Source organism: Bdellovibrio sp. CKG001 (assembly GCF_055397465.1).
This window is the reverse complement of the sequence record NZ_AP029173.1, coordinates 590,093-612,634: the sequence shown is the minus strand read 5'-3', so window position 1 is coordinate 612,634 and position 22,542 is coordinate 590,093. Positions and strand designations below refer to the sequence as shown.

At 50.3% G+C, this 22,542-nt stretch carries 20 protein-coding genes; 12 read left to right on the top strand and 8 right to left on the bottom strand.

Annotation, left to right across the window (positions count from 1 at the left end; translation table 11 throughout):
• Window position 1: 1 nt before the first annotated feature.
• Together ACZ50P_RS03030 and ACZ50P_RS03025 are read left to right on the top strand one after the other, a co-directional pair.
• A complete protein-coding gene (locus ACZ50P_RS03030; RefSeq protein ID WP_464120127.1) occupies window positions 2–1,261 on the top strand; it encodes a glycosyltransferase family 4 protein in 1,260 nt (419 codons plus the stop codon).
• A gap of 114 nt (window positions 1,262–1,375) precedes the next feature.
• A complete protein-coding gene (locus tag ACZ50P_RS03025) occupies window positions 1,376–1,672 on the top strand; it encodes an HU family DNA-binding protein (RefSeq protein ID WP_464120126.1) in 297 nt (98 codons plus the stop codon).
• A gap of 50 nt (window positions 1,673–1,722) precedes the next feature.
• On the opposite strand, the gene ACZ50P_RS03020 is transcribed toward ACZ50P_RS03025, so the two are convergent.
• Window positions 1,723–2,004 (bottom strand): hypothetical protein, encoded by a 282-nt coding sequence (locus ACZ50P_RS03020; protein WP_464120125.1) that lies wholly within the window; start codon window positions 2,002–2,004, stop codon window positions 1,723–1,725.
• 131 nt (window positions 2,005–2,135) lie between these two features.
• On the opposite strand from ACZ50P_RS03020, the gene ACZ50P_RS03015 reads away from it, so the two are divergent.
• Window positions 2,136–2,708 (top strand): GNAT family N-acetyltransferase, encoded by a 573-nt coding sequence (locus ACZ50P_RS03015; RefSeq protein ID WP_464133333.1) that lies wholly within the window; start codon window positions 2,136–2,138, stop codon window positions 2,706–2,708.
• A gap of 33 nt (window positions 2,709–2,741) precedes the next feature.
• On the opposite strand, the gene ACZ50P_RS03010 is transcribed toward ACZ50P_RS03015, so the two are convergent.
• From ACZ50P_RS03010 to ACZ50P_RS02980, 7 genes are all read right to left on the bottom strand, one after another.
• Window positions 2,742–3,524, bottom strand: a complete 783-nt coding sequence (locus tag ACZ50P_RS03010) for an ABC transporter permease (protein ID WP_464133332.1) — start codon at window positions 3,522–3,524, stop codon at window positions 2,742–2,744.
• A gap of 11 nt (window positions 3,525–3,535) precedes the next feature.
• The gene (locus ACZ50P_RS03005; protein WP_464133329.1) at window positions 3,536–3,778 is read right to left on the bottom strand and encodes a hypothetical protein; all 243 of its coding nucleotides are present in this window, start codon (window positions 3,776–3,778) and stop codon (window positions 3,536–3,538) included.
• Window positions 3,750–3,893, bottom strand: a complete 144-nt coding sequence (locus tag ACZ50P_RS03000) for a hypothetical protein (protein WP_464133327.1) — start codon at window positions 3,891–3,893, stop codon at window positions 3,750–3,752. The genes ACZ50P_RS03005 and ACZ50P_RS03000 overlap by 29 nt, the downstream gene beginning before the upstream one ends.
• 145 nt (window positions 3,894–4,038) lie before the next feature.
• Window positions 4,039–7,704 (bottom strand): tail fiber domain-containing protein, encoded by a 3,666-nt coding sequence (locus ACZ50P_RS02995; RefSeq protein WP_464133324.1) that lies wholly within the window; start codon window positions 7,702–7,704, stop codon window positions 4,039–4,041.
• A 208-nt stretch (window positions 7,705–7,912) separates the two neighbouring features.
• On the bottom strand, window positions 7,913–9,499 hold the full coding sequence (locus ACZ50P_RS02990; RefSeq protein WP_464133322.1) for a hypothetical protein: 1,587 nt from the start codon (window positions 9,497–9,499) through the stop codon (window positions 7,913–7,915).
• Window positions 9,500–9,651: 152 nt separating this feature from the next.
• Window positions 9,652–10,869 (bottom strand): EF-P lysine aminoacylase EpmA, encoded by a 1,218-nt coding sequence (gene epmA, locus ACZ50P_RS02985; RefSeq protein WP_464133319.1) that lies wholly within the window; start codon window positions 10,867–10,869, stop codon window positions 9,652–9,654.
• A gap of 12 nt (window positions 10,870–10,881) precedes the next feature.
• Entirely contained in the window at window positions 10,882–11,118 is a 237-nt protein-coding gene (locus ACZ50P_RS02980) for a hypothetical protein (protein ID WP_464120121.1), read from the bottom strand.
• A gap of 256 nt (window positions 11,119–11,374) precedes the next feature.
• Here ACZ50P_RS02980 and ACZ50P_RS02975 point away from each other — a divergent pair, with 256 nt between their 5' ends.
• The 9 genes from ACZ50P_RS02975 to gcvP all read left to right on the top strand — a co-directional run bounded on the left by ACZ50P_RS02975 (window position 11,375) and on the right by gcvP (window position 22,541).
• Window positions 11,375–12,778 carry a TldD/PmbA family protein gene (locus ACZ50P_RS02975; protein WP_464120120.1) on the top strand — a complete coding sequence of 468 codons (1,404 nt, stop codon included), beginning with the start codon at window positions 11,375–11,377 and terminating at the stop codon, window positions 12,776–12,778.
• 11 nt (window positions 12,779–12,789) lie between these two features.
• Entirely contained in the window at window positions 12,790–14,127 is a 1,338-nt protein-coding gene (locus tag ACZ50P_RS02970) for a TldD/PmbA family protein (RefSeq protein WP_464133316.1), read from the top strand.
• A gap of 8 nt (window positions 14,128–14,135) precedes the next feature.
• Complete coding sequence (locus ACZ50P_RS02965; RefSeq protein WP_464120118.1) at window positions 14,136–14,459, top strand: DUF4286 family protein; 324 nt, start codon at window positions 14,136–14,138, stop codon at window positions 14,457–14,459.
• A gap of 65 nt (window positions 14,460–14,524) precedes the next feature.
• Window positions 14,525–14,998 (top strand): actin-binding protein, encoded by a 474-nt coding sequence (locus tag ACZ50P_RS02960; protein ID WP_464120117.1) that lies wholly within the window; start codon window positions 14,525–14,527, stop codon window positions 14,996–14,998.
• Between the two features lie 278 nt (window positions 14,999–15,276).
• Window positions 15,277–15,609 carry a hypothetical protein gene (locus ACZ50P_RS02955; RefSeq protein WP_464120116.1) on the top strand — a complete coding sequence of 111 codons (333 nt, stop codon included), beginning with the start codon at window positions 15,277–15,279 and terminating at the stop codon, window positions 15,607–15,609.
• Window positions 15,610–15,721: 112 nt separating this feature from the next.
• Complete coding sequence (locus ACZ50P_RS02950) at window positions 15,722–17,479, top strand: phospholipase D-like domain-containing protein (RefSeq protein WP_464133314.1); 1,758 nt, start codon at window positions 15,722–15,724, stop codon at window positions 17,477–17,479.
• 39 nt (window positions 17,480–17,518) lie between these two features.
• Window positions 17,519–18,295, top strand: a complete 777-nt coding sequence (locus ACZ50P_RS02945) for a hypothetical protein (protein ID WP_464133311.1) — start codon at window positions 17,519–17,521, stop codon at window positions 18,293–18,295.
• Between the two features lie 57 nt (window positions 18,296–18,352).
• Window positions 18,353–19,537, top strand: coding sequence for an MFS transporter (locus tag ACZ50P_RS02940; RefSeq protein ID WP_464133310.1), 1,185 nt, complete (start codon window positions 18,353–18,355; stop codon window positions 19,535–19,537).
• Window positions 19,538–19,667: 130 nt separating this feature from the next.
• A complete protein-coding gene (gcvP, locus tag ACZ50P_RS02935; protein ID WP_464133307.1) occupies window positions 19,668–22,541 on the top strand; it encodes an aminomethyl-transferring glycine dehydrogenase in 2,874 nt (957 codons plus the stop codon).
• Window position 22,542 lies beyond the last annotated feature (1 nt).

Sequence of the window (22,542 nt, the reverse complement as noted above, 5' to 3'; positions counted from 1 at the left end):
CATGGTCAAAAAGTCCCGTCTGCCGGAAACCCTCAATATCTGCCTGACATCCCATCGCTTTCCGATTCTCAGTCGTGCGACCGATCATGGTTTTTTGTGGCCAATCGCCAAGGGTCTGGCTCGCGAAGGACACAAGGTCACAGTTCTGGCGGCCAGCTCTGCCATGAAAAAGCCGGAAGTGCTTCGCGATGGTGTGAAAGTTCATTATCTGTTCGAGGGCGAAAAGAATCTGTCCCATTTAAGCTTTCAAATGGCGGTTCGCCAGAAGTTCGCACAACTTCATAAGGAAGATCCATTTCACATTCTTCACAGCATCGACAAGTCCGGTTACCGCGTCGGGACTCGCAAAAAAAATTTCAAAGTGGCGATGGCTTACGATGTCGAAGCTACTCAGATGTCCCAGCTTTTTGCCATTCTGGCGATGAAGCAGGAAACCCTGGGCAGCATGCTGACCACCGGAATTGCGACAGCCTATAAGTTTTTGACCACCTACTATGGTGGCGACCGTCAGTTGCTTTCGACCGCCGACGGAATTTTCGTCACCAATCCCCAACAAAGAATCATTCTGGAGAGATATTATCTTTATCCGGATTTCCACACCTACACGGTGCCTTACGGGATTGAACTGGGTGACTTAAATCCGAAAGAAAAATCCCTGGAGCTGAGAAAAAAACTGGGCATTCCTGAAAACGCCCATGTCGCTGTTTCCATCACCGACATGACCGAAGTTCAAGAGGTCATTCCGTTGTTGCGGGCTTTCGAAAAGGTCGCCATCAAAAAACCAGGCAGTTACCTTTTACTTGTCGGCAATGGGCCTAAATTTAAAGAAATCGAGTATCAAGTGCTGAACCTGGCCCTGGGCAACCGCGTGATCATGACCGGCGCGGTTCCGACGGGGGAACTGGAAGATTACATTGTTTTAGGTGATGTCTTCGTCAATATGGGCTCTCGTACAACCGGGTTTGAGCCCTCCACCTTAGAAGCTATGGCTCAGAAAAAGGTCGTTTTAGGTTCGGAAGTGTCCCCAATTGCCAATATCATCGAAGATGGCCGCGATGGGTTCCTTCTCAGACCTGCCGACGTCGACTCTATGAGTAATTTGCTGGTTGAGATCTTTTCCGGGACGATGCCCGCCGAAGAAATCGGCGAAAGAGCCCGCCAGAAGGTTGTTGACCTGTTTGACACCCAGAAAATGGTCCAGTCGGTCCTTGATGCTTATCGTAAAATCCTGCTCAATACGGGCTTGTATAAGAAGCATTGAGTTAAATCATTGAAAAGTGGTAGTCAGCCCCCGGCTCTTCTGTATAATCGAGAGTGTTATCAATACTTTAAGTAGGTCAGTTGAGATCTTGGAAGTTCTGAAGGACGCGAGAACATGACAAAAGCGGATTTGATTAATTTGATCTCTGAAAAAGCGGGTATCACCCGTGTAAAAGCAGAAACCGTTGTGAACACCATTTTTGATTCTATGGTTGAAGCTTTGATGCGCGATGACCGTATCGAAATCCGTGGTTTTGGTTCCTTTGTGAACCGTCAGTATGGTGCCTATAAGGGGCGTAATCCCCGCACAGGTGAAATCATCAATGTTGATGAAAAGAAATTGCCGTTCTTCAAAGTCGGCAAAGAGTTGAAAGAGGATATCAACGGCGGCCCGGACGACGGCAAAGAATAAAAAAAGGGAGCTTCAAAGCTCCCTTTTTTATTTTCTGCGAATGAAGCAGCTTACTTACAAGTCGTATAATTCACTTGATAGAAGTACTCAGAGTCCACAAACGTCGTCACGCAAGTATAAGTCTTGCCATCGTAAACACGAACAGTGGTTTGCACAGCCAGATCAGCCCCGGCGACGCTCACAAATTTATGACCTTCGATCGCGGCGATTCCTTCATCAAAACCCAAAACTTCATAAACGCTTTCGTTGGTCATCGTGTAGATCTCTTTCATTTTCCCGGCAAATGCAGGAGCAGAAACAAACACCAAAGCAGCAATCAAAAGACCTTTCATATTGGAACCTCCGTTAGAATTTAAAAAGAGGCCCCTTTCTAACGGAGGCCCCGCAAATAAAACAGTCAAGATTCCCTTTTTGTCTTTTTTTCACCCGAAAAACCATGCGATCATCCCTCTACGGAGGCGCTATGAACACATCCGATCTGATCATCCCGACTTTACAGACTGAACGTCTTGTTCTGAGGGCCTTTTCACTGAACGACGCCAAAGAAATTCAACGTCAGGCCGGCTCACCCAGAATCGCCGCCACCACGTTGGCCATTCCTCACCCCTACCCTGACGGAGCCGCCGAGGACTGGATTGCCCGTCATCTGGAAACTTTCAAAAACGGCCACGGCGCCGACTGGGCCATCACACTCAAAAGCACCAACGAACTTATCGGCAGCATCAGTCTGATGAGCAGTAAAAATCATCATCGCTCCGAAGTCGGCTATTGGGTTGGCGAAGAGCACTGGGGCAAAGGTTATTGCACAGAGGCCACACGCGCCGCCATTCGCTATGGCTTTGAATCTTTGGGACTGAACAAAATCACATCTTGTCACATGGCCCACAACCCAGCTTCCGGCAAAGTCATGATCAAAGCCGGAATGGAAAAAGAGGGCTATCTCAAGCAGCAGATTTTAAAGAATGGCGAATACACTGATCTCGTCGTGTACGGTCTTTTAAAAAACGACTGGCTCAAGCAAAACAACACAGTGTAGCCAGAAAAAACAACCAGGCACCTTTTACACCTTTTACAACTTGGAAGCTTTCGAGGCGGGATAACTGCCGAAGATAATTCCGATCAGGGCTGAGAACCCGAAGGACAGCAACACGGAGGATGGAGAAACCACCGTGGTCCATCCGACGACTTTGGCAATAAACAGAGAAAAACCCACACCCAACGCGATTCCCAGAAGGCCTCCACAGACACTGACGACGATGGATGCCAGCAACATCGACATGGTCTGACTGGTGGAGTTCAGGGCCTGTTGAATATCGGCCATGTTGAAAATATTAAAGGCATCCCCTTGAGCCGAAACCGGCACACGATGACGCTTGTTCATAAGTGTCGACAGGGAGTCCTGCACATCCGGAATCTCCTGAGCGTCACGCACTTCAATGTCGACTGAGTCCACATAGTTTTTTCCGTACAAACGATACATCGCCGATATGACAGGCACTAAGATACGATCATCCTGATCCTGCGGACCAGCTGCGCCTTTTTCCGGAAGGACACCGATCACCCGGAAGTTGACCTTGTTGATTTTGATCATTTCTCCGATCGGGGATTTTTCACCAAACAGCTCTCGCGCTACCGTTGTTCCAATGACCGCCACCAGGGCACGTCGCTGATTTTCCTCTTCCGAAAAAAATCTTCCATACATCGGTGTGCTGGCACGCATCTGTTCATAAGCAGGTGCCACGCCCATCACGGAGGTGTTCCAGTTTCTATTTAAATAAGTCACCTGCCCCCGTCCCGAAGACGTAGGCGACACCTCTTTAATTGCCGGTATTTGCTCTTTGATTGTGGCCACGTCATCCAGAGTTATGCGGATGCGAACCCCGGATTCCTCGCCCCCCCCTGAAAGCGCAGCCCGACCAGATTCAGATTGTCTGCGCGACGTTTTAGGATATTTTTGGCAAGCTTCAAAGAATCCTGTGCATACACCACACTGGCAAAAATGGTTTTTAAATCATAACTCAGTTTTGCTTTTACTGTGCGCAGATTCGCCTCGGTCACTATGACCTTGCCTTCGGCTTCAGAAATCCGAGCTTTGTTCAGCAGCAATCAGTTCCGTATTATTCTTTTTTAGAATTTCCACACAATCGGCAAACGAATAGGTCGCAGCCCCGACCGGGCCACAAGAGAACGTCAGAATCAGGAAAATAATATTCTTTTTCATCACTCTAAATCTCACAGACTTTATTGCAGCTCTCCCCAAAGAGTCAGTCAACTGTCTTAGGATAATCAATAAGTGATGACGAAATATGGAAGGACCTTCTGTGCGTCGAAGGTCCAGAATCTATGATATATCGGGGGCTTTACTTTTACTCTTGGCAGAACGCAAGACTCGCATCCTTGCTGCATAGAGACTTTTTAATGATCGTAATCTCTTCGACTTTCTTTTTAAGACGTTCGTTTTCCTCTTTCAAAGAGGCTATCTCACGCTTTTGTGTCGAAAGTTCACTGCGAATTTCCAGGGAATCCCCCAGCCATTTCGCATGGAGTTCCTTGAGCGCCTCAATCAATGGCGCCACCAGATTCTGATAGGCTACAGATTTGTAACCACTGGCATCAGTTTCAACAACCTCGGGGAAGACCTTTTCCACTTCCTGAGCAATCAAACCCATCTGTTTGCTTTGATCTTTCTCTTCGTCTTTCCAGTAATAAGTCACACCCCGCAGGTTCAGAATGTCATTCAAAGCTCCGTCAATATCGACGATGTCTTTTTTAAAGCGACGATCTGAAGCTTGTGTCAACGTTCCCGCCAACCAAGCATTCCCCGTTGTATACAAATTGAAATAACAAACACCCGTGGCAAAGCACATGGCGTTCGATCCTAGAGAAGCCGTCGAGGACGAGGACAACCACTGCCACTGCTGCCCACCCGCCGCCGTGTTGGCATTGATGATCGACGTATATGCCGAATTCGAGGACACATGCAAACGACCCGAGGGATTGTTAGTACCAATCCCCAGTGTCCCCGAACTGGTCAAACGCATTTTTTCTGACATCGCTGAGCCGCTTTGTTTGTAAGCAAAGCGAAGACTGTCCTGAATGTCATCACCAAAGTAAAGCGTCGTATCGCCATCATTTATTGTTGCCGGATCCTCATCGCGATCCCACAAAGTCAAACCACCGAGATCATTTCCAGCACCATAGACAGCAATTCCCAACCCCGTCATATCAGTTCCACCCACGTACAAATCAGCAACGGTGAATTTGCTGATCGGAGTTGTCATATTCACCCCGACATTTCCCGTAGCAGCAACCGTCATTCGAGGAATATCACTGGTCACAAAGTGCACTGGATGAGCACTGCCGGTCCCCACCCCAAAGTTCGCTGCTGGGTTTGTTGTATAACTTCGAAGCATGACCGAGTCCGCCTTGGGAATCGTGCCTCCCCCCCAGTTGCCGGTCACTCCGGTCCCATAACTGATCAATTGCACACCACTGCCATCAGTTTCCAAATCCACCGCCGTCGTGGCATTATCACCAGCGCTGGAGTTTTTAATTAGCAGTGCTGTATCGGAAGCCTGATCCCTTTGAATATGAAGGTTCTTGGTCGGAGCAGAAACACCGATGCCGACAAATCCCTCCGAAGTCACACGAAGCTTTTCCGTCGAAGTGCCTGCGGTCATCGTGACAACACTTAAAGCGCCGTTAATCGTGCTTGGCGTGGCACTGTCCCAAACGGTTTCGGTATAAGTACGTACACCCGCGGCCTCGGCAAAACCGACCCCGTTATAAGCTCGTGATTGAATAGAACCCACCAAGCTTCCCGCCGGCATCACGGCCGGGGCGGCAGCAGTGCCATACGATCTGTTCATGATGAGGGCCGGAGTGTTGGTGGTTGAATACGTGAAAATACCAAGATCATCGTTGGCATCCCCGACACCATCATTGACCAAAGTCAAACCCGAAGCGGGAGCCGTTGTGCCAACTCCCAGGCGTCCTGTTGTTGTCAAGGCCATGCGAGCGGTTCCACCTGTTACAAACTGCAGATTTTGTGCATCGGTCGTTCCAATATTGGCAGTCGCTCCGAAGGCGTTGCCGCCCTGTTTTAAGTACGTGCTGTCATATCCACCCGCAGGAAGATCTGCCGCCGCAATAGTTCTAAACGTCGGAGCTCCACTGGCACCCGATGGTGCGGCAAAGAAAGTCTTTGCTGACTGCGACCCAAAGTTCACTTTAGCCGAAGCAATCGAACCGGAGATATTGGATTCCGTAATGGAGATGTTCTGACACGTGAATGAATCTGTCAGCGAAGACCAGGTCAAAGTTTTATCCGCTGCACAGGATGAACCAGGGAAGATCGTATTTCCCGGAGTCACAGTCGAGCGAATGTCAGCAAGACTCAAGAAATTCGGTACATACTGAGTGCCATCATAGCGAAGCAACTGTCCTGCGACTGTGGGTGCCGTGGCTGAAATCGCTTTTCCACGCAGCTTCACCACATCGGGATTGGGATAGGTCCCGTCCAGATCACCACCTGCAGTTCCCGCAGGAGCAACACCGGCAATAGTCACCTCTGTAACCGCCGTCAAACGACCTTGTGCATCCACCGCAAACTGCGGAACTTTTGTCGCAGTCCCGTAAGTTCCCGCCACAACGGAGGTGTTAGCTAAATTCAACGTGACTGCTCCGGAAGAGCCGCCCCCTGAAAGACCGGTGCCCGGATTGACTGAGGTGATCGTCCCGCCCGTTCCCGTGGCACTGATCGTAATACCACCGGGACCGTTATTAATACTGACACCACTGCCGGCACTTATCAGCGCCGCTTGCGGAACATCCCCTGTTTTACCAATCAGAATCTGCCCGTCTGTCAAAGCCGGGGCTTCAACAATTTTCCCGGCGTTGGAAATCATCATCCGGTTGTTATTAAGTGCCGTCCCACTGCCGGTACCTCCCTGAGCAACCGGCAGTACCCCGGTGATGCCACTGGCTTTACCAGCAATATCCCCAGAAATTTTGGCCCCTGAAATCGAGCCGGATATCTGAGTTTCGGTGATTGTTAAAGTCTGACATTCAAATTTGTTGGCCGGAGTCACAAACACCACGGCCTGCCCTGCCGTACAAGCGGCCGATGGCAACACGGAGGACGAAAGTTTATTGCCCATCGCCGTATCCAATCCGGCAATATCAGCAGATGTCAGGGTCGCTGGCACCCAGGTGCTGGAGCCGTCCAGTTTCAAAACCTGTCCCGCAGTTGGCGCCGTCGCACTCACGCTGACCCCATGGATCTTTTCGGCATTCAAAAATCGATTGTCATTGCCCGCAGCCAGGGTGCCCGCCGAGTTCCCGATGACAGCCGAGATTGTGGGAATAGAGGCCGTTCCGCTTTTCACAAGGTAGGGGCCTGTCACATTCAAATCTGAAACCATTCCCGCTCCGCCGGCATCATTCTGGCAAAGGAAGTTGGTCCCATCGAACGTCAGATACTGACCCGCCATACACGAGGTCACTTCATTCTTCAGAACAAAGTCTGTCGGCAGCTTGTCACCGATTCGTGAAGACGAGTAAGCATAGTTTGCAAAGGGCACGGCCCGGATGATGTTGTTGGGGGTGATTGCCTTCCACCCGGTTCCGTCATGAAACTGAACCCGTAGAACCCGGACTTCGTCATGGGCCGGAGTGTAAGGAGTGGCAACACCGCTGCAACTGTGCGCGATGGAGTTGTTAAAAACGTCACGCAGACTGTACGTGCTGGCCGTCGGAAACAGCTTGCTGCCTTCGCCGATCGCAATATCAAAGACCCCTTTGGATCCCTGCATGTTCACGCCATCACGTTGTTCACGGTAAAAGACACAAGATCCACTGGCATTTGTGATTTCAAATGCAAAGCTGACGTTGTTATACTCCAACGCCGTTCCGTCGGGTCGCAGAATACGCCCCTGATAATTCAATGTTGTCGGAGTGGCCCCCGCCAGATCTGAAAAAAGCAGGAGGATCACAGCCATATACCAAATACGTGCCGTTATATGTGTTCTCATATAGTACTTTTCGGCGACATTCCCAGATGGCGTTAATAAAGTTTCGCAATATTAATTCGTATTTGGACGAACTGTTCCGTGGTTGTACGTCAGTTTTTCCGGGAACTGTCTCTATATAAGACAGGCTCTGGCTGCAGGCTTTTCAACAAAAAAACCCCGAGGATTTCCTCGGGGTTTTTTCACTTTATACTCTAAAAGTAAAGCTGGACTATTGTTTGACCAGCTTCAAAGTCATGCTGCGCTCTTCATTGGCGTTTTTAGCAAAGTGTTCGTTGGTCGCGCACTCTGCCGGATTGGAAAGATCCGCCACAAAGTTGTTTTCAACAGTCACAGACGCTGTTGTGGAACTTGTTTGTGTCAAGGTCATCTTGTCGATGTAAGTACCACCGCAAGTGATTGTGCCTGTGCGATCTGCATTCGGGAATGTGGAATTGAAATGATGATTTTCCATCACAGTCCCTACGTTACCGATGATGAACAATTCCCCCAGCATGAACTGGTCCTGGGCTTTTTCCATCTGGAACAACACTTTGCCGGAAACGGAATCACGGCAACCGTCAAAGGACGTGTCAGAACACGTTCCGCTAGCGAACACACCTGCATCCGAACCAGGTCCTTGATAGTCCTTATCTGATGCCAGTTCATTGTTGTTTTCCCAGAAGACTCTGTAGCGTTTTTTACAAGTCGCCGCACCCCAATCAAAGTCAGGATTGTCGCCCCCGCTGCTCAAAGCGCCCATCACGCAATAAAGCTTACAGGCATCTTCACCCATGCCCCAGCCACCACCAGTGAAATCAACTTCACTGCAAAGTGTAGTTCCAGAAACGATCGCGCCGCCGCCCGTCTTCGTCGTTTTTCCACACACCGCCGTCATCTGGCTGTTGTGATCCGGATGCATTCTGACTTTAGCTTTCGTCGCCAAGGTCCCCAGCTTGTTGGTGTTGCTGATATCCATCGACACGCCACCAGTCATCGCACCAGCCCAGCCACCCGTCGCCGTCCAGCCACCATCCAAGGTGATACCTTCTTTGTCACCACAAGCCAGGCGAGCCGCCGCGTCTTTCCAAACTGACAAGCCCGTTTTTGTTGCGCCATCTTTTGTGGCTTGCAACTGTTTCAGATAAACGGAGGTTGGAATGTCATCTGCGCCTTGTGCCCCGTTACAGCTGGTCACCGGAATCCCGTTTTGATTTAAGGACGTTTCACAAGCGCCCGTGATGCTCCAAGTCCCCGTCGGATCAGCCCAGACAACTGCCGGAGCAACCGATGAATTTTGAGTGATGTTTGCCACGGGAACAGACACCTTCGCATCCGTGATAGACAGATCTGTTGGAAGCTGAATGGCCGTGGCTCCTTGATTGACAGCAAGACCGGACCCACCTGTGGCCCCTGTCATCCCGGCTTCGGCGGCCGTAAATTCAAAGTCTGCAACACGCTTTCCGGATTTAACCACCATACATCCAATGGGCTGTCCGGCACCGCCCGTGATGAACAATGAGAAACTGCCATCATCCGACAGCGCGCTGTGGCCTGCGGTGAAGGGTTCAACCATCATGGCGCAAATCACTGTGTAGTCAGTGGCCGCAAATGTCGTGAAGTCGCCGTTTTTCGCCATGGGCTTTTTCAAGGACTGCAAACTTACGCCGGAAAATCCACCGCTGATCACAAGGGCGGCGCTATCCGAAGGACTGTCTGAGGAACCTCCGCCACTGCATGCAGAAATCAAAAGTGCTGTTCCAGTCACCGCAGTCACCATTCCAGCCACCACTCTTACTCGAGAGCTTTTAAATAACATTCGCTTGTCCTTTCACTCTAAATGAGTCTTTATTTAAAGTTAATTTCACATTAGCTTTATTCGCTTTGAAAGACTGACAAGGAACAATAAAGAATGGGAGTCCTTTGGACTCCCAACTAGACTGAAGTTTTCAAGATATAATAAAAGTGAACTTAGTTTTGTTGAGAAAACAAACGAAGGTCTGAGATGTTCTGGACATCGGTCAAAGCCATGAAAAGACGTTCCACACCCAAAGCAATCCCACCACTGGGCGGAAGTCCAGCCTCAAGACACTGGAAAAACTCCTCGTCCAAAGCGACGGCCTCTTTACCCATCAACACTTTCTTTTCAAGATCCTCTTCAGAACGCAATCGTTGAACCATAGGATCATTCAGCTCATGAAAGGCATTGCAAAGTTCAAGGCCCTTCCAGTAGGCCTCAAGGCGATCCCCCCAGCCATCTGCTGTCAGCCTTGCCAACGCGGCCTGATAGGGAGGATATTTTTCCACGAAAATCAATTCATCCGCAGGAAGCTGGGTTTCGATTTTATCCATGAAGATCAAAAAGAAATAATCATCGATACTTTCGGCGCTGCGAACATCAACACCGCATTTTTCAGCCAGCGCCTTCAGTTCGTCTTTGGAGGTCTCTGGTTTCAGTTCAAAACCGCAGTGAATTTTAAATAGCTCGGCCACCGTAAACGAGCGCACGGTTGTGGGAGCGGAAACGCCCAGAACTTTCGCCAACACCTGCACTAGCGAAATCATGTCTTCTTTGATGAGTTTCAGGTTCGCATAAGCCCGATACCATTCCAGCATCAGGAACTCGGGCTGATGGCGTTCCGTCACTTCGCCGTTACGAAAACACGGCGCCAGCTCAAAGATTTTCTCAGCCCCCAAAGCCAGGGCCTTTTTCAAGTGCAGTTCAGGACTTGTCGGCAAAAACAATTTTTGTTTTTTAGAGCCCACTTTCAGTTCGGTTGAAAACACATCCAAACTCGGCTCCGTTCCGGGGCACACAACAAGGCTTGGAGTTTTTAATTCCACGAAACCCTGGTCGACAAAAAAGGCCCGTAGAGCTTTCAAATAAAGCCCCCACCGCATCGTCATTTCTTTGTTCCAGGACCGATTCGGCAGCACCTGGCGTTGCGGCGCCAACAAGATCAGCTCTTGCGCAGAAATCACGGCGACCAAGTCACCTTCAATCAGGTGTTCGGAATAAGGCGGTGCTTTTTCAAATAGAATTTTATGTGTCTTTGAGTCGCGGTGAAGGGTCAGCTTTAATCCACCGTCTTCCCGCTCGATTTTATAAATGCGCCCGGCGGCCTGAGCATTGTCGGGCATTGCAGGATAGGGAGACCAAATCTGGGTTAGGTATTCATTTCGATTCAAAGCCCTGCCACTTTAGCGGCAAAGGCCCTGATCGCGCAAGGAATCAAGCTGGGACAAGATCGAATCCAGGTCATTGGCGCCATAAACGACATCTTCGTTCACTACGATACGGTGCTTCACCCAAGCTCCGTCGAAAAGACCTTCACTTTGCATCTGACAGCTGGGAGTTTCCAAGGTTGCCGCCTGAGCATTGAGGTGCACAACCATCATCATGAAACCTGTTGCTAACGCTGCTAGAAGTACTCTCATAATCTTTCCCCTCCCCTTGTTTGGCTGTAAGCCGGTTCCTTATGGCACCAGCAACCTCCTTGGTTTTATATAAAGCAAATGCCTTGCCAGAACATTTTGACCCCTTTTGCCACCCTCGCCCCCAGAGTACCAACCCACGAGACTTTTCATTCCGCGCCTTGAAAGGTTGTTTTTTGCCCCCTCTTCCGCTATGGAAGTGCTTAATTCCATTTAACTATTCAAAAAAGGACTGTGGATGCTTCACCTTGAAAGAACCATGAACTCCCTGAAAGGGGCGGCCGACTGGATCAGTTTGCGTCACGTGACTGAAAAAACCACCTTCCGCACCGTGCGCGATGAAAAACCCGATCGCAATCACATCTCGTTCGATCAAGGGATCATGGTCGAGGTTCTTGTGGACGGACACTTCGGCTTTGCTGGCACCAGTGACCTCAGTGAAAACGGTATCAAGCGCGCTTTGCACAAGGCCGTTTCCATCGCCAAAGCAGCCGCCTTGCACAAGGTTCATTCTTTCAGTGCCGAACACCGCCCGATGGCTGAAGGCAAATACAGCTCTCCGGTGGTAAAACCTCTGGATTCCTTCTCGGCCAAGGAAATTTCTGACATCTTCGTTGATGCCACTCGTGCCATGAAGGTGTCTGACAAGATCGTCAGTCGTTCAGCTACGGCCATGATTGTAGAAACCCACTTCCACACTGTGACTTCCAGTGGTTCAGACTTTGAACAGCGTTTTTCCATTGTCAGCACGGACTTCTCGGCCACGGCTGGAGCCGGGGGTGAAATGCAAACCCGCTCCGACAGTGGCGGTCTGGCCCGCTGTCTGCAAATCGGTGCGGAGGTCTTTGATCGCGCTTCTATTATCGACCGCTCCAAGAAGCTGGCCGATGAAGCTGTCGAACTGCTTTCTGCTGAAAACTGCCCGGATACGTCCATGGACTTGCTGCTGGCACCAGACCAGATGACTTTGCAGGTGCATGAATCCATCGGGCACCCACTGGAATACGATCGTATCCTGGGCGATGAAAGAAACTATGCCGGCTGGAGCTTCGTAAAGCCTGAAGACTTCGGAAAACTTCAATACGGTTCCAAGCTGATGAACGTGACTTTCGATCCGACGGTGTCCGATGCCATGGCTTCTTACGCCTTTGATGATTCCGGTCACAAAGCAACCAAAGAGTTTTTGATTCACGATGGTTTGCTAGTCCGCGGCCTGGGAGGGCTTGAATCCCAATCCCGTCTGAACCTGCCGGGTGTTGCCAACTTCCGCTCATCTTCTTGGAATCGTGCGCCGATTGATCGCATGGCGAATATCAATCTGGAGCCCGGCACTTCCAAGCTGGAAGACATGATTGCTTCCGTTGAACGTGGCGTGTTCATGCAAGCTAACAAATCCTGGTCCATTGATGACTATCGCAACAAATTCCAGTTCGGCTGCGAATACGGGAAGTTGATCGAAAACGGTCAGCTGACCAAGACTGTGAAAAACCCAAACTATCGCGGCACGACTGTGAAGTTCTGGAACAGCCTGAAAGCCGTCAGCGAAGTGCGTGAGACCTTTGGATCTCCGTTCTGCGGAAAAGGTGAACCAAATCAGGTCATTCGCGTGGGTCACACCAATCCTTATTGCCTGTTCTCTAACGTTGAAGTCTTCGGAGCCTAGAGGAGTCGCCCATGAATTTTACTGAAAAAACAAAACTTGCCTTCAACGCCGTGGCGGACCATCTTCTGGGAAATCTAAAATCCAATGAGCAGGCTTTGGTGAATCTTCATGCCGAAGAATCCCTGTTCGTTCGTTTCAACGGCAACAAAGTCCGTCAGAACACCCACGTCGAGCAGCGCTCTTTAAGTCTGCAACTGCAAAAGAATAAAAAAACCGCCAACATCACTTTTTCCATCACTGGTGAAGCGGATGAAGACAAAAAACGCGCGGACTTCTGGTTGGAACAAGCCCGTCAGGAATGTGATCTTCTGCCTGAAGATCCGTATCAGGTTCCCATCACCAACAACGGCACCAGCGACAGCACTTTCAAAGGCGCGCTATTGACCGACGAAGACGTGGTCAAAGCCATCACCACGCCGGCAGCAGGAACCGACCTTGCGGGGCTTTATTGTGCAGGACCGATCATTTCTGCCAATAAAAACTCTCAAGGCCAAAGTCACTGGTTCGCGACAGAGAACTTCTTCGTGGACTATTCCCTTTACTTGGGTGAAAAGGCCGTGAAGTCCATCTATGCCGGAACCAACTGGGACCAGAAGGCCTTTGAGGAAAATCTGGCACAAGCCAAAAACCAGCTCAGTCTGATGGATCGTCCTAAAAAAGTTCTGCAGCCGGGAGCTTACCGCACGTATCTGGCTCCGGGGGCTGTGGCGGAACTGTCCACAATGTTTGCCTGGGGAGCCTTGAGTTTTAATGCCTACAAACAAGGGGCCAGCGCCCTGCAACGTCTGGCTGACAAGGAGCGCACCCTTTCACCTTTGTTCAGCTTGCGTGAAAACTTCGCCATGGGGCTGACTCATCAGTACAACTCTTTGGGGGAACTGGCGCCGGAGAAACTGGATCTAATCAAAGAAGGACAACTGCAAAGCTTCCTGATCAGCAGCCGTTCAGCCAAAGAATATGGTGTCACCAGCAACGCCGGTGACACTGGTGAAGGTCCACGGGCGATGGAGATCCTTCCTGGCACACTGAAAAAGAACGAGATCCTGAAAGAACTGGGCACCGGTCTGTATCTATCGAACCTGCACTATCTGAACTGGTCGGATCGTCTGAACGCCCGTATTACAGGAATGACCCGCTATGCCTGCTTCTGGGTGGAAAACGGGGAAATCGTGGCTCCGATCGCGGATCTGCGATTTGACGAGTCTCTTTTTGATTGTTTAGGTGCGAACCTTCTGGCTGTGACCGACTTCCAGGACATTGACCCTCAGGTTTCCACTTATGAGAGCCGCGCTTTAGGTGGCAAAAAAATTCCGGGCATGCTAATCAAGGACTTTAAATTCACTCTTTAAGGGGCGACATGGTTACTTATATTGTTCATATCTCTGTCAGACACGAAGTTTACACTGAGTACGTTGAGTGGCTCAAAAACGAACACATCAATGAAGTACTTGCTCTACCTGGCTTCATAAAGGCCGAACTTTGCTTGAGAAAAGGCGGCAGCATGGAAGCCTCCAGCAAAGACGTTAAGATCGTCTACACACTAAAAGACGAAGACGCGATGAAGACTTACATGACTGAATACGCAATGGGATTGCGTGAAAAGGGACTTGAGAAGTTCCCGGGCCAGTTCTCGGCCCACCGTGAGGTCTGGTTGGAAACAATTAATTTTACGTCAAAATAGGCTTGAGGGACTAGGAAATCCCCCGGGCGCAGTGTATGTTGGGAATGTAAACAAAGGAGACCGTTGTGGCATCTGCAGCTTTCCAAAAAATTCTTGAGAATCTTTCTGGTAACAAAAACATCCAAAACCTTCTTGAAAGCTTCCAAAAGCTAAGCGACGAAATCAAAAAGAAAGAAGCGGAACTAAAAGGCCGTTTTGACCAGGAAAAAGAAGACAAGATCGAACTTGCCTGGAAGAAATACCAGGAGATCGTAAAAGCTCTTTCTGTTTCTGAAGCAAAATTGGAAAAAGAAGTGAACAGCACTATTTCCAAAATCAAAAAGTCTGCTGATGACCTGGAAAAGAACATTCAGGCTTACAAGAAAAAAGCCATCGTTCAAAAAACGAAGCTTGAAAAAACTTTGTTCAAAAAACAAACGACGAAAAAAGCTTCTTCCAAAAAAGCAGCTCCTAAAGCAAAAGCTGCCACGACAAAGAAAGCGACTGCTAAAAAAGCTGTGGCTCGCAAAACCACCAAGAAAGTCGCGAAGAAAAAATAGTCTTCTGACTTTTCATAACTTTAAAAAGGGAAGGCCAAAACCTTCCCTTTTTTTATTTTCAGATCCAGGCACCTTCACTCGCTTCCCCACAAGACCCAACGCACTTGCTGTCGGCTCTGTTGCCAAGGGGTTTTGACCAATGATCTTTCTGTATATACTGGCGCAAGACACAGAAAGAGGTCGAGCCCCAAGTCTTGTTCCACGATAACCTGTGGACAGCTCTTCTTTCGCCCTGAGAGCATAAATATGTTTGAACGTTTTTCGAGGGGGAAATTATTATGAAACACCTATTACTTTCTTTGACCGTTTTGCTGTCTGGAGCTGCGGCGCAAGCCCAGGATTTATTCTGCAATCTGAAGGTTAACAACGACGTGATCGTAGACACGAAGGTGTCAACGATTGAAGGTAAAAACGTGACCTTTGGAAATTATGGAAGCTACCAGGCCAGCGTGCGCAACCTGGGGTCGTCTAAGTTCTATATCGAAATCTATGAAACCAACGTCTCTCGCACCTATGCGGACGGTGTTCTAAGAACCGAGGACGACGAAATCAAGTGGACTCTTTGGAGCCGCGAGATCCTTATGGAAGCCTCCTGCCGTCTGGCGATTTAAGGTCCTTTCCCGGCAAGGGTGACAGTTTTGGGCTCACCCCCACCCCCCTTGCACTGCCATTTCAAATATAAGCCATCCTCAAAAAGGCAGGGTCCTTGCTGTCTTTCAGAGAATGGTTAAGAAGTTATTATTCTTTAGTTTGTTCGTCCTTCAGCTTCTGGTCACCCCGGCCTGGGCGGACTCTTATGACTATGCTCGCATCTTCGATGTCACCTTCAAAGCCATGACCCAAAAGGACCTGTACAAGGCCCTGAATGAATCTGTCCTGCAGCAGAAAAAGCCGCTGACACAGAGTCAGCTTGTCTTCCTGCTGAAAAGGAACCCCGAATACATCCGTATTCTTGAACAGACCGTCCACCGCCTGAAGGAATCCCAGGCAGAATCCCCGGAGTCCTATGCACAGGCTTTGAGTGAAATCAAAGTTCAACTGAAAGCCGTCGTACAGACACCGGCCTTTGCGGCTCAATTGGCCGCCTATGAAAGTCCGTCTCACCCCCTGACGATGGATCTTCCCGGTGGAGCCCCCGGGTTTCGCTCCATGCGCCTGTTCGTCAACCATCCTCGTCTGAAAGATGCAACAGATCCAAAAAGCCGTGTTCTGCCCGGGGAGGATCTGCGCAAAGTGGTGGTCGACTTTATTCGCGGGGCAGAGCAGGAAATCTGGTACAACGTTTTTGATTTTGACCTGAAAGTCATTGCGGAGGCTTTGAAAAACCAGCATCTCAAAAAAGGAGTGAAGGTCACCGGCGGTATTGATGCCGGAACCATCAACGTCCGCCCTGAAGTCAAAGCCATCTTTGATGATCTGGCGACCTTGGAAAGTGACACCTTTAAAACTGTGGCCGTTCGTTCGGTCGGGTTGAACCACCAAAAAATCATTCTGCGCGATCCCTTCGGCCCCAAGGCGGCCGTCCTGTTCCTGTCCGGAAATTTCACGCAAAGCTGTATCGGACCGGAAGGCGATCTCGTGGATCTTCCCAAAGAAAAACGCACCGAGTACTCTATCCCCAATGCCAATCACGCCTTGCTGATTCTGGGTTCTTTGCCGGCTCAGGCGACTAAGGCCGAACTGAAAAAAACCCTGGAATACAAAATCCGTGGTCAAAGCCAGTACCCGATCAGTGGCAGTTACAAAATTTTTGGCGAAAAACTTAAAGCCGATGAAGAGGCGCCCTACATCATTCTGTCCTTCTCCCCGAATGGCGGCGAAGGGGACGTGAACAAAAGCATTTATGTTCCCTTGATTCAAAATACCAAAGGCTCCATTGAGGCAGTGCACTTCGCATTTTCTTCAAAGCAGATTCAGAATGCTTTGTTGGAACGCGCCACCCGCGACATGCAGAAAAAAGGTCATTTTGATTTCCGCTCTGTGGGTGACACTCCGTTTGCCCTGCGGGAGTGGAGCGCCTTCCTGTTGCTGTCCGGTCTGAAAAAAGATCTGCCTTCCGGCAAGTATCTGACCGACGGTGAAGCCCCGATCCTGCAGGCCCTGGGTGCTGCGGGAGTCACCGACTTGCAGAATAAAATCAGAACCGCTCCGGCGATTTATGGCGAACGTCATTTCCGTTTGGAGGATGGCAGTGCTGTCAAGACCACATCGAAAATTCATCACAAGGTTTTCATTTTCCCTGAGGACTCTTTGGCGGTTCTGGGTACCTCTTTCAATCCCAGTGAAAACGCCGAAAATAATAATGAGCAAATCGTGATTGTGAAGGACGCCAACATTGTTCGCCAAGCCCGAGGTCTGTTCGGATATCTGTATAAGAATTCTGCTCGGTCGGTCACGGCCGAAGCCAACCGCCGTAATTTGAAGGCCTTGCCAACCCCGGACGAGACTGTGGGCGGTGAGCCCAGCGAGCGGGATCAATAGAAGCTGACAGACGGTAGCCTTTTTGTTAATTATCACCCTATGAGATTTCTGCGTAGCTCTCTTAAATACTTTGCCTTCTTTGTGCTGGGTCTGTTGACCTGTGCCTTCGTGGGCCTTGGGGCTATTACCTACTATGCCGTCGATTATCTGACACAGAACCCTTCAGCCCCCCTGACCCAGAAAAAACCTTACCCGGTTGCCAAAGCCTCGCTGACACCCGAGATAAAAACTTCTAAGACGTCCACCGCCGACGATCTCATTCCCGAATCCTCCAAAGAAAACTTCCGCAGCGCCTTTAACACCAGCCGCTCTTTCTTGGAAACCAGCGCGCAGATGTCTCGTCTGCTAGGAAAACTGGATAAGCTCTCCATGCCCCCCTTGTGTCCGTCACTGTGCGACGCCAGCGCCATGGACAAAGAACAACTGAAAGCAGACGGCGTGGCCTATCTTGAAAGGTATTTACGCACTGAAGGGACTCGCGCCATTCAAGACCCCGAGTTCCGCCTGCTTACTGACAATATTGGTCGCATCTATCACCTGATCGCTCCAGCACAGAAGATCATGGCAAAGATAGATCGTCTGAAAGCTCAGCAGGAAAAACCCGATGGCGCCAGCACCACGGACAAGCTTCTGATCACAGCTGAAATTCAAGGCATAATTATTTCTGATTTCTACAGCTTCGCGAATCACGTCGAACGACTCAAAGAGGACGGCGGCAAAATGAAGCTTATTCGCGATCTGCGCCGCGCCTGCCACAAAGGCAAGTCTGTAAAACAGCTCATATCAGAGTGCGACTCAATACTGTCCCAGCCCTGACTCAATTCCCATCTATTCATTGAATCTGACATTCAAATGAATTACCTATAGGAGCCTATGGGAAAAGGCCTTTCGCGTTCACAAGTTTTCTTTATGACCCTGACCTGCATTCTGGTCGTGGGCAACCTTTACTACAACCAACCCCTGCTAGGAATTCTGGCGCGCGAATATGGTGTGACCGAAGCCAAGGTGGCTTTGGTTCCGGCCTTCACTTTGATTGGCTATGCCTTGGGCATCTTGTTCCTGGTGCCGATGGGTGACATGATCGAGCGCCGCAAACTGATTCAAGGCGGTATGACGGCTGCAGGTCTGTTGGCGGTGACATTGCCTTTCAGTCCTTCCCTGGGCGTGTTCTGTGCGATCAGTTGCGCGATGGGTTTCTTCAACGTGTCCCAATCCATTCTGATCCCCTTCGCAGCAAATCTGGCCAAACCTGAAGAGCGTGGGAAAGTCGTCGGTATCGTTCTTTCCGGCATTCTGATCGGCTCTTTGATGGCGCGCACTCTGGCGGGGTTTATTGCCCAGTACTTTGGCTGGAAGACCGTTTTCATTTTTGCCGGTTCTGTCAGTCTGATTCTTTCCGTCGTCAGTCAGTTTGTCCTGCCGCGCTCCCAGCCGACGTTCAAGGGAACTTACAAAGAACTGATGGCATCCACCGCCCGCTTATTCAGAGAACTTCCCACCATCCGCGAAGCTGCTGTCATGGGTGCTATTTTGTTTGGAACCTTCTCGGCCTTCTGGACAACTTTGACCTTCCTGCTGGAAGCGGCTCCTTTTAACTTTGACCCAAAAACTATCGGCTTGTTCGGTGCGCTGGGGATGATCGGAGCTTTGGCCGCCCCTCTGGCCGGGCGCTATGCCGACAAAAAAGGGGCTGCAGCCACCATTCGCATGGGACTTTACAGTGCGATGGCCGCCTTTGGTTTGTTGGCCCTTTCCTCTCAAGTGGTGATTGGAATTGTCCTGGGCGTTCTGCTTTTGGATCTGGGCATTCAGGTGGCCCATATCTCAAACCAATCCCGGATTTTCAACTTTGCCCCGGAAGCCCATTCCCGACTGAATACGATCTATATCTTCTTCTACTTTGTCGGAGGAAGCCTCGGATCTTATATCGGCTCAGCTCTTTGGAGCTGGGGTCAATGGCCTGCCGTCAGTCTGGGCGGCCTCGGCTTTTGCCTGATTGCCACGCTGATCTTCATGCGTGGGCAAAAAATCCGGGCAAGCTCTGCGAAAATGGCCTAAAATAGACTCATTTCGCCTTGCATTAGCACTTCTTCCCCACACTTCAACGACGCGGCCACGCAGCAAAAATGTTATCTGACGAAGTGGCCGGGGGTGTGCTAGTCTCGGGGCGTCTATTTTAGAGGTGCTCATGAAAATTGCAGATCTTTCTTCCAAGAACGAATTTATTCCCCGTCATATTGGTCCAACAGATTCCGACATTCACGAGATGTTGAAGACTCTGGGCTTCAACTCTTTGGACCAAATGGCTGACAAAGTTATTCCTTCGCAAATCCGCACAACTCACAAATACGAAGACGTGGGTTCTGGTATTTCCGAATACGCGCTTTTGAATCATCTGAAGCAGATGGTTTCCAAGAACAAAGTTTTCAAAAGCTACATCGGCATGGGTTACCACGACACCATCACCCCGACTGTGATTCAAAGAAACATCTTTGAAAACCCAGTGTGGTACACCGCCTACACCCCTTATCAGCCGGAAATTTCCCAAGGCCGCTTGGAAGCTCTGTTGAACTTCCAAACCATGATCGCGGATCTAAATGGCATGGAAATCGCCAATGCTTCTTTGCTGGATGAAGGGACTGCCGCTGCGGAAGCCATGTTCATGGCCCATTCCCTTTGCAAAAACAAAGCAAATGCCTTCGTGGTTTCCCCGGACATGCACCCGCATGTGATTGAAGTTCTGGGCACACGTGCCGAGCCTCTGGGCTTTGAGATGATCATCGCAGACCCGGCGAAATATGATTTCGCCAAACCTGTCTTCGGTGTGTTCTTCCAGTATCCGAACACCCATGGAAAAGTGGAAGACTACTCTGCCATTGCCAAAAAATACAAAGATCATGGCGCCTTGGTTACGGCTTCCACGGACCTGTTGGCAATGACCCTGTTGACACCTCCGGGGGAATGGGGCGCTGACATGGTGGTTGGTAACTCTCAACGCTTTGGTGTGCCGATGGGCTTCGGTGGTCCTCACGCTGGTTACTTGGCGACGAAAGATGCTTACAAACGCTTGATGCCAGGCCGCCTGGTGGGGGTCAGCGTGGATTCTCAAGGCAAACCTGCATTGCGTCTGGCTTTGCAAACTCGCGAACAGCACATCCGCCGCGAAAAAGCGACATCCAATATCTGTACAGCGCAGGTGCTTCTGGCGAACATGGCTTCCATGTACGCTGTTTATCATGGTCCACAAGGGCTTAAGAAAATCGCGTTGCGTGTGCAGCGCCTGACCGCGATTCTGGCAGAAGGTTTGAAAAAGCTGGGCCATAACGTGGCTGACGGCGCCTTCTTTGACACTCTGACTGTGACGACCGACAAAGCAGCGGCCATCATCGCACAAGCTGAAAAGATGCAGATGAACTTCCGCAACTTCGGCGACAACAAGCTGGGCATTTCCTTGAACGAAACAACTTCTTTGGAAGATGTGGAAATGATTTGGGCGGCGTTCAACCTTGGCAACATGGCCGGTTTCACCGCCTTGTCCATCGATGAAGCGCTTGGTGATGTGACGATGCCAACGGCGTTGACTCGCTCCACGGCGTACATGACTCATTCCGTGTTTAATTCTCACCACAGTGAGACTGAGATCCTTCGTTACATCCACCATCTGCAGAACAAGGATCTGACCCTGACTCATTCCATGATCCCACTGGGCTCCTGCACGATGAAGCTCAATGCAACAACGGAACTGGTTCCTGTTTCCTGGCCGGAAATCAGCAAGCTGCACCCGTTCGCTCCAACAGCGCAAGCGACCGGTCTGATCGAGATGATCCATGACCTTGAGAAAAAACTTTGTGACATCACCGGCTTTGCGGCTGTGAGCTTGCAACCAAATGCCGGCTCTCAAGGCGAATACGCCGGACTTTTGGTGATCCGTAAATACCACCAGTCCCGTGGTCAGGGGCACCGTAACATCTGCTTGATCCCATCCTCCGCACACGGAACCAATCCGGCCTCTGCGGCTTTGGTGAACATGCAGGTTGTGGTGGTGGCCTGTGATGACCAGGGTAACGTCGACGTGGCAGACCTGAAACTGAAGGCTGAACAACACAAAGACAATCTGGCAGCATTGATGATCACTTATCCTTCCACACACGGTGTGTTTGAAGAAGGCATCGTGGAAATCTGCAAAATCATCCACGACAACGGTGGTCAGGTTTATATGGATGGCGCCAACATGAATGCTTTGGTTGGTATGTGCCGACCTGGCGTGTTTGGTCCGGACGTTTCTCACATGAATTTGCACAAAACCTTCTCCATCCCTCACGGGGGTGGCGGTCCGGGTGTGGGTCCAATCGGTGTGGCAGCACACTTGGCTCCGTTCCTGCCAAAACATTCCATGGTTCCTGAAGCCGGTCCGAAAGAGGGTATTTCTGCGGTGACGTCTGCTCCTTGGGGTAGCGCCAGCATTCTGCCGATCTCGTGGGCTTACATCACGATGATGGGCGCGGAAGGTCTGCGCAAAGCCACTTTGGTCAGCATCCTGAGCGCAAACTACATCGCGAAAAAACTGGAGCCGCACTACCCTGTTCTTTACAAAGGTAAAAATGGCCTGGTGGCGCACGAATGTATCGTGGATGTGCGTGAGATCAAGAAAACATCCGGCATCGACGTGACAGACGTTGCAAAACGTCTGATGGACTTCGGCTTCCATGCTCCGACCATGAGCTTCCCGGTGGCGGGCACCCTGATGATCGAACCGACTGAATCCGAATCCAAAAAAGAACTGGATCGCTTCATTGATTCCATGGTGACCATCCGCAAGGAAATCAGCGCTATTGAATCCGGAAAGATGGACAAGGAAAACAACGCTCTTAAAAATGCCCCGCACACAGCACAGATGCTGCTGAAGCCGGAATGGAATCATCCGTATTCTCGTGAAGAAGCGGTTTACCCGGTTGAATGGCTGCGCGCGAACAAGTTCTGGCCGGTCGTGGGCCGAGTGGACAACGCCTACGGCGATCGCAACCTGGTTTGTTCCTGCCCAAGCATTGAAGAGTACACGTAAC

Bases quoted from the DNA above. Each gene is read 5' to 3' on its own strand.
- ACZ50P_RS03030 (WP_464120127.1), top strand. From the start codon at position 2: ATGGTCAAAAAGTCCCGTCTGCCGGAAACCCTCAATATCTGCCTGACA.
- ACZ50P_RS03025 (WP_464120126.1), top strand. From the start codon at position 1,376: ATGACAAAAGCGGATTTGATTAATTTGATCTCTGAAAAAGCGGGTATC.
- ACZ50P_RS03020 (WP_464120125.1), bottom strand. From the start codon at position 2,004: ATGAAAGGTCTTTTGATTGCTGCTTTGGTGTTTGTTTCTGCTCCTGCA.
- ACZ50P_RS03015 (WP_464133333.1), top strand. From the start codon at position 2,136: ATGAACACATCCGATCTGATCATCCCGACTTTACAGACTGAACGTCTT.
- ACZ50P_RS03000 (WP_464133327.1), bottom strand. From the start codon at position 3,893: ATGAAAAAGAATATTATTTTCCTGATTCTGACGTTCTCTTGTGGCCCG.
- ACZ50P_RS02995 (WP_464133324.1), bottom strand. From the start codon at position 7,704: ATGAGAACACATATAACGGCACGTATTTGGTATATGGCTGTGATCCTC.
- ACZ50P_RS02990 (WP_464133322.1), bottom strand. From the start codon at position 9,499: ATGTTATTTAAAAGCTCTCGAGTAAGAGTGGTGGCTGGAATGGTGACT.
- ACZ50P_RS02980 (WP_464120121.1), bottom strand. From the start codon at position 11,118: ATGAGAGTACTTCTAGCAGCGTTAGCAACAGGTTTCATGATGATGGTT.
- ACZ50P_RS02975 (WP_464120120.1), top strand. From the start codon at position 11,375: ATGAACTCCCTGAAAGGGGCGGCCGACTGGATCAGTTTGCGTCACGTG.
- ACZ50P_RS02970 (WP_464133316.1), top strand. From the start codon at position 12,790: ATGAATTTTACTGAAAAAACAAAACTTGCCTTCAACGCCGTGGCGGAC.
- ACZ50P_RS02965 (WP_464120118.1), top strand. From the start codon at position 14,136: ATGGTTACTTATATTGTTCATATCTCTGTCAGACACGAAGTTTACACT.
- ACZ50P_RS02955 (WP_464120116.1), top strand. From the start codon at position 15,277: ATGAAACACCTATTACTTTCTTTGACCGTTTTGCTGTCTGGAGCTGCG.
- ACZ50P_RS02950 (WP_464133314.1), top strand. From the start codon at position 15,722: ATGGTTAAGAAGTTATTATTCTTTAGTTTGTTCGTCCTTCAGCTTCTG.
- ACZ50P_RS02945 (WP_464133311.1), top strand. From the start codon at position 17,519: ATGAGATTTCTGCGTAGCTCTCTTAAATACTTTGCCTTCTTTGTGCTG.
- ACZ50P_RS02940 (WP_464133310.1), top strand. From the start codon at position 18,353: ATGGGAAAAGGCCTTTCGCGTTCACAAGTTTTCTTTATGACCCTGACC.
- gcvP (WP_464133307.1), top strand. From the start codon at position 19,668: ATGAAAATTGCAGATCTTTCTTCCAAGAACGAATTTATTCCCCGTCAT.